Consider the following 13414-nt stretch of genomic DNA (forward strand, 5'->3'; position numbering starts at 1 on the left):
TCAGGCACCTATTTAGAAGAGGCCTCCCATTCGGGAGGCCTTTTTGCATTTCTGCAATTCAAAAAACTGCCCTGCCGCCGGCATTTTAGTAAAAGTGCTGGGCTATCAAGGGATTGCCCGTTACTCTTTAGCCGTTGCCGATTAACACGTGATGCTGCCAGCGAGGTATTGATGGCTACGTTGAAGGAAATTGCACAGGAAGCGGGGGTTTCTCTCGCCACGGTATCCCGGGTACTGAACGAGGATCCCAGCCTGAGCGTCAAGGAAGAGACCAAGCAGCGGATCTTCGAGATTGCCGAACGGCTGGAGTACAAGACCAGCAGCGCCCGCAAGGGGGTACACAAGAGCAAGCTGCACTTTCTGGTGGTCTATGCCTATCCCCAGAGTACCGAGGTCAACGACCCTTACTATCTCGCCATCCGTTATGGTATCGAGACCCAGAGTGCCCGCCTCAATATCGAACTGACCCATCTCTACAACTGCGGTGAAGGGCGCGAACTGAGCGCCGTGGATGGCATTCTGGTGGTCGGTACCCTCACAGCCGAGCGTCTCGTCCAGCTAAGGGCTTGTTCCAGCCAGCTGGTGTTTGTCGACTGCCGTTCACAGGGAGAGTTCGACTCGGTCGATGTGGATCTCGCCCTGATCAGCCAGCAGGTCGTCGATTACTTCATCGCGCAGGGGCACCAGCGCATCGGCTATATCGGTGGCCAGGACGAGAATCCGGATCTGCGCGAACTGGCCTTCCGGGAGTATGGCCAGCGGCTGGGGGTGGTGCAGGAGAGCGATCTCTATCGTGGCGACTTCTCCAGTGCCTCCGGCTACCAGTTGGCAAAAGAGATGTTGGCAGGGGATTGGCCCAAGGCGCTGTTCGTCGCCTCCGACTCCATCGCCATCGGCGTGCTGCGTGCCATTCATGAGAAGGGACTGGCGATTCCCCAGCAGATCGAGCTTATCAGCGTCAACGATATTCCGACCGCCAAGTTCACCTTCCCGCCGCTCTCAACGGTGCGGATCCACTCCGAGTTGATGGGCTCCCAGGGGGTCAATTTGCTGGTTGAGCGGCTGCGAGACGAGCGGGATATTCCACTCCGGGTGCTGGTACCGAGCAAGTTGACCCTGCGCGGCACCACTCGCTGATTTTAGTAAAATATTCTGCTTTTTAGTCGCGCCATCTTGCGGTGGTGCGACAAATCTCCCAAGCAAACCTCTTTCCCATATCATCCCATAACGTCATATCATATTGTTTTATAGTTAATTTTATTGCAGAACAGCCAGCTGCTATCAACATCCATGCCACTCATCCATATCTTGCCCTCCTTTATCTCCCGCTTCTGATCTCGCTCACAAAACCATCTGTTCATTGTGATCAGGTTAAAACTTTACCAATTCAAAGCTGATATTTAGTAAATGTTTATCTAGAGTTTACCCAGTTAACGTTGCCTTGTTCCGGGAGGACATGTGAATAACTGGGAAAACGTCCAATTCGTTGGTGAAAACAGGCTTGCCCCGCGTGCCTACTTCTTCTCTTATGCCGACCACGCGCTGGCGGCCACCATGCAGCGCGAGCTGAGCCGCCGTTTTCTGAGCCTTGGCGGCCAGTGGCAGTTCCACTACTTCGACCACCCCCTGCAGGTGCCGGAGGCCTTCTATCACAGCCCCATGAGCGAGTGGGGCCAGATCACTGTGCCCAACATGTGGCAGATGGAAGGACATGGCCAGCTGCAGTACACCGACGAAGGTTTTCCCTTCCCCATCGACGTGCCCTTCGTGCCGACCAACAACCCCACCGGCGCCTATCAGCGCAGCTTCACGCTGAGCCCGGCCTGGGGCGGCGAGCAGGTGATCATCAAGTTTGACGGAGTGGAGACCTACTTCGAGGTCTATGTGAACGGCCACTACGTTGGCTTCAGCAAGGGCAGTCGTCTCACCGCCGAGTTCGATATCAGCGCCTACGCCAAGGTTGGCGAGAACCTGCTGTCAGTGCGGGTGATGCAGTGGGCTGACTCCACCTATATCGAAGATCAGGACATGTGGTGGATGGCGGGGATCTTCCGCGACGTCTATCTGGTGGGCAAACCGGCCGCCCATGTGCAGGATTTCTTCATCCGCACCGCGCTGGCCGATGACAATCAGAGCGCTACCCTGAGCTGCGATATCCAGCTCGAGAACCTGGGGGCGGCCGCCCGTGATCACCGTCTGGTCTGGTCCCTGCTGGATCAGGGCAGCGAGATCGCCAGCGGCTCCCTCGACCATCTCGCCATCGACGGCAAGTGTGATTGCCACTTCACGCTGGATCTGGCCAACCCCCATCTGTGGAGCGCCGAAGACCCTTACCTCTATCAGCTGCAACTCTCCCTCTACAACGGTCAGGGCGAGCTGCTGGAAGTGATCCCGCAGCGGGTCGGGGTGCGTGAAATCAAGGTCAAGGATGGCCTCTTCTACGTCAACGGCCACTACCTCAAGCTGCACGGGGTGAACCGCCACGACAACGACCACCTCAAGAGCCGCGCGGTCGGTATGGACCGTGTTGAACGCGATATCGTGCTGATGAAGCAGCACAACCTCAACTCGGTGCGCACTGCCCACTACCCGAACGACCCGCGCTTCTACGAGCTGTGCGACCAGTACGGTCTGTTCGTGATGGCGGAGACCGACGTGGAGACCCACGGCTTTGCCAACGTCGGCGATCTCAGCCGCATCACCGATGACCCCTTCTGGGAGCCGGTGTTCGTGGATCGCATAGAGCGCCACGTGCACGCCCAGAAGAACCACCCTTCCATCATCATCTGGTCACTCGGCAACGAGTCCGGCTACGGCTGCAACATCAGAGCCATGTACCAGCGCTGCAAGGCGCTCGACCCGACCCGGCTGGTGCATTACGAAGAGGATCGCGATGCCGAGGTGGTGGATGTGGTGAGCACAATGTATTCGCGCGTCTCCCAGATGAACTGCTTCGGCGAGTTCCCGATGGAGAAGCCGCGCATTATCTGCGAATACGCCCACGCCATGGGCAACGGCCCGGGTGGCCTCAGCGAATATCAGCAGGTGTTCGACCGTCATCCCCACATTCAGGGTCACTACATCTGGGAGTGGTGCGATCACGGCATTCTGGATCAGGACGAACAGGGCCGCCCCGTCTACAAGTACGGCGGCGACTACGGCGACTACCCCAACAACTACAACTTCTGCATGGATGGCCTCATCTATCCGGATCAAACCCCGGGGCCTGGCCTGCGCGAATACAAGCAGGTGATCTGCCCGGTCAAGGTGCGCGCTCTGGATCTGGCGAGCGGCAAGCTGGCGGTGGAAAACCGCTACTGGTTCTCCACTCTCGACGATATCCGTCTACTGGTCGAAGTGAAGGCCGAGGGCGAACTGCTGGCCAGCCAGCAAATCCTGCTGGAAGGGATTGCCCCCGGTGCCACCACAGAGCTGCAACTCGAACTGCCATCCCTCGATGGGCGGGAAACCTTCGTCCAGCTGCGGGTCATCAAGGCCACCGCCACCCGCTACAGCGCGGCGGAGCACGAGCTGGGCCAGTACCAGTTCCAACTGAAGGCATCGACTCGTCAGCTGCAGCCCTTTGCCAATCCCAACGCTACTCCGTTGGATATCGCTGATGAGCGCCTCGCGCTGACCTTGAGCGGTAGCGGCTTTGCCCTGCGCTTCTCGCGCCTCGACGGCAAGCTGGTGAGCTGGCAGCAGGATGGTATCGAGCTCATCGAGCGAGCCCCGCGTCTCACCTTCTTCAAGCCGATGATCGACAACCACAAGCAGGAGTACGAGAGCCTGTGGCACCCGAACCACCTGCAGATCATGCAGGAGCACTTCCGCACTCTGAGCTGGCGCCAGCTGGGTGAGGCGGTCGAGGTGACGGTGGAGAGCCTGATCGCGCCGCCGGTGTTCGATTTCGGCATGCGCTGCCGCTACGTCTACACCCTGAGCCCGAACGGCCAGCTGCACGTGGCGCTCTGTGGCCAGCCCTATGGCGGCTATGACGACATCATTCCCAAGATCGGCTTCGAGCTGGGTATTCGTCAGGATCTCGACCGGGTGCACTACTACGGCATGGGACCGGGTGAAAACTATCAGGACAGCCGCCAGAGCAACTGGATCGACAGCTTCCAGAGCACAGTCAGCGAGATGTGGGAGCACTACCCCTTCCCGCAGGACAACGGCAACCGCCAGCAGGTGCGCTGGGCGACCCTGACCAACCGTCACGGTGCCGGTCTCTACGTGCGGCCCGATGCTCCTATCAACCTGAGCGTCTGGCCCTACAGCTGGGAGCATATCCACGCGGCGCAGCACATCAACGAGCTGGAACCCTGCGGTTATCTCACCCTCAATCTGGATCACAAGGTGCTGGGGCTCGGCTCCAACTCCTGGGGCTCCGAGGTGCTGGACTCTTGGCGGGTGCGCTTCGAACCGTTCAGCTTCGGCCTGACCCTGCTGCCCATCGCCCGTGGCAACCTCAATCCGGCTGCGCTGGCCGGGCTCGATCTCACCATCAACGGCGGGAGGAACCTCGCATGATCACCCTGGACAACCTGACCCTGTTCAAAAACATCTACCGGGAGGGCAAGAAGTGGGGCCGCTGCGTGGAGGCCATCAACAACCTGCCAAACCTCAAGCCCGGCATCTGCCACTCCATCGGTGACTCTCTCACCTACCGCTTGCAGGAGGGGGCCAGCCCGGCCACCTCGTTGTTCGAGGGGCAGCGCCGCTACTTCGACGTTCACTACTACCTGGAAGGGGCAGAGACGGTGGAGTGGGCTGCCAAGAGTGAGCTGGGGGTCGAGCAGGCCTATGACGACACCACAGACCGCGAGTGGCTGGCAGGCGAGGTGCGTGAGCGCCAGAAAGTCGGCAACGGTCAGGTGGTGATCTTCGAGAACGATGAAGCCTACCGGTTCGTCGGCGACGGGCCGGTGCGCAAGGTGATCATCAAGGTCACCGTCGAAGGCGGCTACTTCAAGAACAAATAACAAGCCGCTGGTTCTGCACTGATAAAAGCCGGAAGGGCGGGGCTCACCCTACAACCCATGCCTCGCCCTTTCGCGGCAATAACTACAGGTCTGGAGATGCACCATGTCTGATTCCAAACGCAATACGATAGGCAAGTTTGGTCTGCTGTCGCTCACCTTCGCGGCGGTATTCAGCTTCAACAACGTCATCAACAACAACATCGAGATCGGTCTGGCCTCGGCCCCGATGTTCTTTCTGGCCACCATTTTTTACTTCATTCCGTTTTGCCTGATCATTGCGGAGTTCGTGTCACTGAACAAAAACTCCGAAGCAGGGGTGTATGCCTGGGTGAAGAGCTCCCTCGGCGGGCGCTGGGCCTTTATCTCCGCCTATACCTACTGGTTCGTGAACCTCTTCTTCTTCACCTCGCTGCTGCCGCGGGTTATCGCCTACGCCTCCTATGCCTTTCTCGGCTACGAGTACATTCTCACCCCGGTGGCGACCACGGCGTTGAGCATGGTGCTGTTCGCCTTTGCCACCTACGTCTCTACCAACGGCGCCAAGATGCTCGGCCCCATCACCTCGGTGACCTCGTCCCTGATGCTGCTGCTGACCCTCTCCTACATCCTGCTGGCGGGTGCGGCACTGGTGGGCGGCGTGCAACCGGCCGACCCCATCACGGTAGAGGCCATGATCCCCGATTTCAGCTGGGCCTTCCTCGGCATCACCACCTGGATCTTTATGGCAGCCGGTGGCGCCGAGTCGGTGGCGGTCTACGTCAATGACGTGAAGGGGGGCTCCAAGTCATTCGTGAAGGTGATCATCATCGCCGGGATCTTTATCGGCGTGCTCTACTCCATCGCCTCGCTGTTGATCAACGTGTTCGTGCCGAGCGACACCCTGAAATATACCGGCGGCTCGGTGCAGGTGTTCGAAGGGCTGGCGGCTTACTTCGGCCTGCCGGAGATCCTGATGAACCGCTTCGTGGGGCTGGTCTCCTTCACCGCCATGTTCGGCTCCCTGCTGATGTGGACGGCGACCCCGGTGAAGATCTTCTTCTCCGAAATCCCGGCCGGCATCTTCGGCAAGAAGACGGTCGAGCTGAACGAGAACGGCGTGCCCGCCCGTGCAGCCTGGATCCAGTACCTCATCGTGCTGCCGCTGATGGTGATCCCGACTCTGGGCTCCAACACAGCGCAGGATCTGATGAACACCGTCATCAACATGACCGCTGCCGCTTCCATGCTGCCGCCGCTGTTCATCATGCTGGCCTACCTCAATCTGCGTCTGAAGCTCGACCACTTGCCACGGGAGTTCAAGATGGGTTCGCGCACCACCGGCATCGCCGTGGTCTCGGTGCTGATCGCCATCTTCTCGGTGGGCTTCCTCGCCTCCACCTTCCCGACCGGCGCCGACATCATGACCATCATCTTCTACAACGTCGGCGGGATCGTGATTTTCCTCGGCTTCGCCTGGTGGAAATACAACAGATACGAGGCCTCCCTCAGTGCCGAAGCGCGTGCCAAAGAGGCCCAGCCGGCGGCGCAGGTTGCCATGCAGACGCCATAGCCACTGCATTGAATTCCAATCAAATCGGGTGGCCGTTAGCCACCCGCAAACCATTGAACCAGAAAAGGAAAAGAGCATGAGCGAGACGATCGAGTTTGCCGAATTCAAACGGGTCGAGATGAAGGTGGGCAAGGTGCTGGAGGTGGTGCGTCACCCCGGTGCCGACAAACTCTACATCGTCCAGATCGATGTGGGGGGTGAGCGGCCGCTGCAGACCGTCACCAGTCTGGTGCCTTACTACAGCGAAGAGGAGCTGATGGGCAGCGAGGTGGTGGTACTGACCAACCTCAAGCCCACCAAAATGCGCGGCGAGCGTTCCGAGTGCATGTTGCTCTGCGCCGAGACCCCGGACGAGAGCCAGAGCGTGCTGTTGCAACCGCGGGTGCCGATGGCGCCGGGCACCCCGATCGTCTGACTGGTATTGCGAGCCGGTGCGGTGAGACTGCACCGGTTCAGCAACGAGGCCGTCCAAGCGGCCCGATCATAACAAGAGAGTAAAGCGCGGGGCCGACAGACCCTTGCCGAACACATCACAGAGTCACAGCGTTACCCGCAGGGAGCGCGAGTCCACTGGAGGACACCATGTCTGAATCCGTACGCGGCACCATAGGCAAGTTTGCCCTGTTGTCGATGACCTTTGCCGCCGTGTTCAACGTGCGCAACATCGTCAACAACAACATCGAGCTGGGGCTCAGCTCCGCCCCCATCTTCCTGCTGGCGACCATCGTCTACTTCATCCCGTTCGTTTTCATCATTGCCGAGTTCGTCTCGGCCAACAAAAACTCCGAGTCGGGGATGTACGACTGGCTTAAAAAACCGCTCGGCACCCGGATGGCCTATCTGGGCTCGTTTCTCTACTGGTTCGTGAACCTGTTCTGGTTTGTCTCCCTGCTGCCCAACGTCATCGCCTATGCCTCTTACGCCATGCTGGGCTATGAGTACAGCTTCTCCCCCATGGTCACCTCGATCATCTCCATCGTGCTGTTTGCGGCGGCGACCCACATCTCCACCAAGGGTGCGAGCTGGCTCGGCAAGATTGCGGAGATCGTGGCCTACGGGGTATTTGCCCTGTTCGCCATCTATGTGCTGGGCGCCCTGATGGCTCTGAGTGGCGATCATGTGCCGGCCCAGCCCATCACGCTGGAGGCGATGACCCCTACCGTCAACTGGGCGACCCTCGGCATCATGTGCTGGATCTTCCAGGCGGCGGGCGGTGCCGAGACGGCAGCGGCCTACCTCAATGACGTGAAGGGGGGCCAGAAGTCCTTCATCAAGGTGATCATCAGCGCGGGTGTCGTCATCGGTGCCATGTATGCGGTCGGCTCCCTGCTGGTGAACGTGTTCGTGCCGCGCGAGAGCCTCACCTATGCCGGTGGCATGGTGGAGATCTTCACTGGCATGGCCCAGTATTTCGGGCTTTCCGAGGCGCTGGTGGGCCGCTTCGTCGGCGTGGTGCTGTTCATCGCCATGTTCGGCTCCATGATGATGTGGACCTCGGCGCCGGTGAAGATCCACTTCTCCGAGATCCCGCAGGGGGTTTACGGCGAGAAGACCACCCAACTCAACGAGCACGGCGTGCCGGTGCGCGCCGCCTGGTGGCAGTTTGTCTTCGTGTTCGCGATGCTGGTGGTCAACGGCTTCGGCTCCGAGTCGGTGCAGCAGATGATGAACACCGCCATCAACCTCACCGCCGGCACCGCCATGTTGCCGCCGATCTTCATCATGGTGGCCTACTTCGTGTTTCGCTGGAAACATGACGACACCCCGCGCGACTTCCGCATGGGGTCGCGCAAGTTCGGGATGGGCGTGGTGTCGGTGCTGATCGCCATCTTCGTGGTGAGCATGAGCGCCTCCGCCTTCCCGGCCGGGGTGGATCTGGTGCGTGCCTTCTTCATCAACGTCTTTATGACCGCGGTCTTCTCGGCGCTGGCCTACTGGTGGATCTCCCGTTTCGAGAAGCGGCAGGCCCGCAAGCTCGGTGGCAATGAGAAGAAAAGCGGCAACGGCAAGCTGGTCAGCCAGCGCTGATCGGCTGGGTGAAAAAGCGGAACGGGCGGCCTTGGTCGCCCGTTTTTTTATCCATTTTTAGCCGTTGGGTAGCTGTCACAGCCGTTTTATCGTCAACTTTTGCTGCTCGATATGGCGACGGCGTTAAGCATTGATGAACAATTATTCGCCGCTCAACTTTGCGCCTCTCCGTTATCGGGGTAAGCTGGAGGTTCGTTTTAGCGGGAGGTGCCAGACATCTCCCGCTCTGTTTCTTGTCCTCCCCAATCCTGACTGTCGCCATGGCTGCAGGATGCCCTTCTGATGGAGACCTTTCGTGCGTCTGGATCCCTTTACTGTTGTGCTGATTGCGGTGGTCACCCTGGCCTCCCTCTTTCCCTGCGAGGGGCAGGTGGCTGTCTGGTTCGGTCTGCTGACCAAGCTGGCGGTGGCGCTCCTGTTCTTCATGCATGGCGCCAAGCTGTCGCGCCAGAACCTGCTGGCGGGCCTCGGTCATTGGCGGCTCCATCTGGTGGTGATGCTCAGCACTTTCGTGCTGTTTCCGCTGCTCGGGCTGCTGCTCACCCCGCTGGTACCGGGCTGGCTGAGCCCGGCTATCTACCTCGGCTTCCTCTATCTCTGCGCTTTGCCAGCCACTGTGCAGTCGGCCATCGCCTTTACCTCGATGGCGGGGGGCAATGTGTCGGCGGCGGTGTGCAGCGCCTCGGCCTCCAGCATCCTCGGCATCTTCCTCTCGCCGGTACTGGTGGGGATGATGATCCACGTGCAGGGGGAGGGGATCGACACCTGGCACTCCATCCAGTCCATCATGATGCAGCTGATGCTGCCGTTCGTGGTCGGCCACCTGTCGCGTCCGCTCATCGGTCGCTGGGTCGACAGCCACCGTCCGCTCATCGGCAAGCTGGATCAGAGCTCCATCCTGCTGGTGGTCTATGTCGCCTTCAGCGAGGCGGTGGTACAGGGGATTTGGCACCAAGTAGGCTGGTACGATCTGGCCAGTATTGTGTTGCTGAGCTGCGTCTTGCTGGCGCTGGTACTCTGCTGGAACGTCTGGATCAGCCGTCGTCTCGGCTTCAACAAGGCGGACGAGATCACCATCGTCTTCTGCGGCTCCAAGAAGAGTCTGGCCAACGGAGTGCCGATGGCCAACGTTATGTTCCCCGCCGCCAGCGTCGGCGTCATGGTGCTGCCGCTGATGATCTTCCACCAGATCCAGCTGATGGTCTGCGCCGTGCTGGCGCGCCGCTATCACGAGCAGGGGCATTGATACTCGCGCCGTTTTTATTGCCATAACAAGAGGGAGGCCCGTTGGCCTCCCTCTTCTCATCTGCATGTCGACCGGCGTGCTAGCGTTTGCGCCAGACGGTCAGCTGCGCCACCGTGTGCTGGTATTTGCGGGCGGTCTCGCGGATGACGAAGGGCACATCCCGGGGCGGGCAGTGCTCCTCGAACTCCGCCGCCAGTAGCCGTTGCAGCGCCTGATAGGTGGTGAGCGCCTCGCCGTTTTCACGAATGCCGCCGAGCCAGTTGGAGGGCGGGGTATATTCCGCCAGCCAGGTATAGGGGCTGGTGAGCACCAGCAGGCCACCGCTGCGCAGCCGGGGAGCTATGTCCCGCAGGAAGCGGGCGGGCTCCCGCAGCCGGTCGATCAGGTTGGAGGCGAGCACCAGATCGTAGTGGTCATATTTGGGCTTGAGGTTGCAGGCATCCCCCTGACTGAAGTGGATGCGCTCCGCCTGACTCGACCCCAGCCCGTGGCTCGACAGGCGCGCCTCGCAATACTCCACCAGTTCACCCTCCAGTGGAATGGCGTAGCGGAAACTGTCCTGGCTGGCGAGGGCCAGCGCCACATCGATGAAGCGGGCCGAGTAGTCCACCCCGTCCACATGCTGGAAGTGGCGGGCCAGCTCGAAGCTGGCGCGCCCGGTGGCACAGCCGATATCCAGCGCCCGCTGGTGGTTGCTGCACAGCTCGCCAGCAAGATCAGCAAGCGTTTTGGCGTAGTTGGCTACCCCGAAGTGGCTCGGGCCGTACTGGAAGTCGAGGTACTGAGCGACCAGCGTGTCGGTTTCATAGGGATTCACGATAACGGGTTCCTGATAACGGGAGACCAGATAGCGGAAACCCGCATGCTGGAAGAAGTGACGCCGGAAGGCGTAACGGGATGATTTGAGCGCTTCGTTACCTGTGCTGATCCAGCTGCCGCCCTTGATCAGGGTGTGCTTGCCATCAAAGGTGGGGGTGGAGAAGTCGTCGTAGAGCGGGTGGATTTTAAAGCCGTCGAAACCATCGATGGCGGTGCTGGTCCACTGCCAGACATTGCCCACCAGATCAAAGAACTCCCCTTGCGGGCAGGCATCCACCGGGCAGGAGGAGGCGAAGCGGGCCAGATTGATATTGCCGGGGGCCTCCATCCAGTCCGGCTGATCGCCGGGTAGCTGCTCGCGCAGCAGCATCCACTCCGCCTCGCTCGGCAGCTGGATGGGAAGTCCGGTCCGGGCCGCCTGCCAGCGACAGAAGGCGGCCGCCTCCAGCTGGTTGACCTCGACTGGCCAGTCCCATGGCATGGCGACCTGCTCGGTCATCAGCCGCAGCTGCAATTGTTCGGGCTCGGCGGGGTCACCCACCCAGAAGGTGGGCATCTGTGCCTTGGCGTACTGGCACCAGCTCCACCCCTCCTCATCCCACCACTGTTGCTGGCCGTAGCCGCCCGCCTGGACGAAGGCGAGGTACTCGGCATTGCTCACCAGCATGCGGCTGGCCTGAAACGGGGCCAGCTCGATCTGGCGCTCGCCATATTCGTTGTCCCAGCCGTAGGTGGCGTCCTGCTTGCCAAGGCGCACCTTGCCGCTGGCCACCGGCAGCAGGCTGTTGGCGGGCACCTGATCAATTCGGTGGCGGGCTTCGGTGCAGGCGGGCCAATAAGGCTGTGGCCGCACCCAGGCGAGTGGCAACTGGCGGATCAGCACGCTGGAGGTCTCGAGGTGGATGCGCTCGTGCTCTATCCCCATCAGGATCACCCAGGCCGGGCTCTGCCAGTCGATGGGCAGGGTGAGCGGCATCTGGCGAATAAAATCGCACACCAGCGAACGGACTTTGGCCCGATAGCTGCGTAACTCGCTGACTTTGGGCCAGTCGTAGTGGGTCTCGTCCAGATCGTCCCAGCTCATCTCGTCCACCCCGATGGCGACCATGGCCTCGATGCGGGCATCCAGCCGCTGGTCGATCAGGCGCGCCGCCAGCAGTTTATTGATGAAGAAGGCGGCGGTGTGGCCGTAGTAGAAGATGAGCGGATGGCGCAGCGGGATCGCCTTGTTGAACCAGGCCCGCTCATCGGCCAGACAGTCGAACAGTGAGTCGTAGAGATCGAAGGTCTGGCAGAAGTAGGCGAGCAGCTCGCGCCGTTTCTGCTCGGGATCGCTGCCGGTCAGCAACGGGGTGCGAGTCGGCTCCGGCAGACCGGTGGCAGTGGAATAGAGAGGGCTTGCTTGGGTCACGCTCTGACTCCTTGTTGGCAGTGAAGACTGACAAGACAGTGGTAATGACATTACCGCAATGGAGAGCTTGGTACGCACGAAGTACCACTATTGGCTCAACAGACCGGCAGGGCAATTAAAAACTTCCACGGGCTGTCAGCATAGTGACCGGCAGGACGACCCGCCAATCAGCCACAATCATATCCGTTCGAGAATGGTTATTTTCACCAAAATATGGTCTAAATGGCTCTCTTAATTCTTCGTTCTGTTCTGGGTGAAAAAGTTATTTCCTTTTGAATCATTAGGTTAATTTTTGGCTCACGCTTTGCAGAGCATGAAAACCAATTGGCCCTGGATGGCCAACACATAAGGAGGAGAGTAGCGATGAAATGGATGATGGTTGTCATGTTGATGGCGGGGCTCAGTGGGTGTCACTGGCTGGATCAGACCAGAGTGACCGGAACGGGGGCTGTGGTCGAGCGCCAGCAGGTGCTTGGTGACGGGGTGACCCGGGTGCTGGCGGGGGTGCCTGCCACCCTCCATCTGGTGGCGGGGGAGCCGCGCGGTATCCTCATCAAGGGGCAGGAGAACCTGCTGCCCTATCTGGTGCTGACCGAGAGCGGCGACAAGCTGGAGATCGAGGTGAAGGAGGGTTACCGGCTCGATCCTACCGAGCCGCTGGAGTTGACCATCACCTTGCCTGTGCTGAACGAACTGGCATTGGCCGGGACCGGCAACGGCGATCTGAGCGGCTTCAAGGGGGATGAGCTGGTGCTGTCGGTGGCCGGTACCGGTGACATCGTTGCCAGTCAGCTGGAGCTGAAACGGCTGGAAGGGAATATCGCTGGCACCGGCAGTCTGGAGTTGGGCAGCGGTTCGGCACAGGCCATCGAGCTGAACATTGCTGGCTCTGGTGATGTGCTCGGGAGCGAGATGCGCGGCAACGAGGTAGAGGTCAATATCGCCGGCAGCGGTGATGTGGCGGTACGGGCGCAGGAGACGCTGAAAGTCGGCATCGCCGGTTCAGGCAACATCGCCTACTGGGGCGATCCCAAGGTGGAGCAGCAGATCGCAGGCTCCGGCGGAGTGACCCGCGCGGGCAGCTGATATCAACCGATCACCACAACTGAAACAGGCCCGCAACGGGCCTGTGTTGATCAGAGGTGGCGGGCGTGAAAGTGCAGGTGCGCCTCGATAAAGCTCGCCACGAAGTAGTAGCTGTGGTCATAGCCCTCGTGGCGGTTGAGCTCCAGCGGCCACTCCTTGCTGGCCGCCACCTCGGCCAGCGCATCGATATGCAGCTGCTCGGCGAGGAAGGGATCATCCAGCCCCACATCCACCAGGGTCGGTAGCGGCGTGACCGGCTGGTGGCGCAGCAGCTGGCAGGCATCCCACTC

Annotated in this window: 10 protein-coding genes; 8 read left to right on the plus strand and 2 right to left on the minus strand. The window is 60.5% G+C overall.

Features of this window, described 5'->3' with window-relative positions:
• Window positions 1-171 precede the first annotated feature (171 nt).
• The 7 genes from ebgR (at window position 172) to DBR30_RS14720 (ending at window position 9808) form a co-directional block, all read left to right on the plus strand.
• On the plus strand, window positions 172-1137 hold the full coding sequence (gene ebgR / locus DBR30_RS14690; protein WP_043823255.1) for a transcriptional regulator EbgR: 966 nt from the start codon (window positions 172-174) through the stop codon (window positions 1135-1137).
• Window positions 1138-1458: 321 nt separating this feature from the next.
• Entirely contained in the window at window positions 1459-4533 is a 3075-nt protein-coding gene (gene ebgA, locus DBR30_RS14695; RefSeq protein ID WP_108540296.1) for a beta-galactosidase subunit alpha, read from the plus strand.
• Complete coding sequence (locus DBR30_RS14700) at window positions 4530-4985, plus strand: beta-galactosidase subunit beta (protein ID WP_108540299.1); 456 nt, start codon at window positions 4530-4532, stop codon at window positions 4983-4985. The genes ebgA and DBR30_RS14700 overlap by 4 nt, the downstream gene beginning before the upstream one ends.
• A 103-nt stretch (window positions 4986-5088) precedes the next feature.
• The gene (locus DBR30_RS14705) at window positions 5089-6534 is read left to right on the plus strand and encodes an amino acid permease (protein ID WP_108540301.1); all 1446 of its coding nucleotides are present in this window, start codon (window positions 5089-5091) and stop codon (window positions 6532-6534) included.
• 76 nt (window positions 6535-6610) lie between these two features.
• The gene (locus DBR30_RS14710) at window positions 6611-6949 is read left to right on the plus strand and encodes a tRNA-binding protein (protein ID WP_005342042.1); all 339 of its coding nucleotides are present in this window, start codon (window positions 6611-6613) and stop codon (window positions 6947-6949) included.
• Window positions 6950-7116: 167 nt separating this feature from the next.
• Window positions 7117-8562, plus strand: a complete 1446-nt coding sequence (locus DBR30_RS14715) for an amino acid permease (protein ID WP_108540305.1) — start codon at window positions 7117-7119, stop codon at window positions 8560-8562.
• A gap of 295 nt (window positions 8563-8857) precedes the next feature.
• Entirely contained in the window at window positions 8858-9808 is a 951-nt protein-coding gene (locus DBR30_RS14720; protein WP_108540308.1) for a bile acid:sodium symporter family protein, read from the plus strand.
• Window positions 9809-9887: 79 nt separating this feature from the next.
• Here DBR30_RS14720 and ovoA read toward each other — a convergent pair whose 3' ends face one another.
• Window positions 9888-12038, minus strand: coding sequence for a 5-histidylcysteine sulfoxide synthase (gene ovoA / locus DBR30_RS14725; protein ID WP_108540311.1), 2151 nt, complete (start codon window positions 12036-12038; stop codon window positions 9888-9890).
• A gap of 363 nt (window positions 12039-12401) precedes the next feature.
• Here ovoA and DBR30_RS14730 point away from each other — a divergent pair, with 363 nt between their 5' ends.
• Window positions 12402-13124 (plus strand): head GIN domain-containing protein, encoded by a 723-nt coding sequence (locus tag DBR30_RS14730; protein ID WP_108540314.1) that lies wholly within the window; start codon window positions 12402-12404, stop codon window positions 13122-13124.
• 50 nt (window positions 13125-13174) lie between these two features.
• Here the strand turns inward: DBR30_RS14730 and DBR30_RS22265 are convergent.
• Window positions 13175-13414 (minus strand): alpha/beta hydrolase-fold protein (locus DBR30_RS22265; protein ID WP_258224445.1); only part of this gene is annotated, 240 nt, incomplete at its 5' end.

This window comes from Aeromonas sp. HMWF017 (genome assembly GCF_003061465.1).
GTDB lineage: Bacteria > Pseudomonadota > Gammaproteobacteria > Enterobacterales > Aeromonadaceae > Aeromonas > Aeromonas veronii.

Bases quoted from the DNA above. Each gene is read 5' to 3' on its own strand.
- ebgR (WP_043823255.1), top strand. From the start codon at position 172: ATGGCTACGTTGAAGGAAATTGCACAGGAAGCGGGGGTTTCTCTCGCC.
- DBR30_RS14700 (WP_108540299.1), top strand. From the start codon at position 4,530: ATGATCACCCTGGACAACCTGACCCTGTTCAAAAACATCTACCGGGAG.
- DBR30_RS14705 (WP_108540301.1), top strand. From the start codon at position 5,089: ATGTCTGATTCCAAACGCAATACGATAGGCAAGTTTGGTCTGCTGTCG.
- DBR30_RS14710 (WP_005342042.1), top strand. From the start codon at position 6,611: ATGAGCGAGACGATCGAGTTTGCCGAATTCAAACGGGTCGAGATGAAG.
- DBR30_RS14715 (WP_108540305.1), top strand. From the start codon at position 7,117: ATGTCTGAATCCGTACGCGGCACCATAGGCAAGTTTGCCCTGTTGTCG.
- DBR30_RS14730 (WP_108540314.1), top strand. From the start codon at position 12,402: ATGAAATGGATGATGGTTGTCATGTTGATGGCGGGGCTCAGTGGGTGT.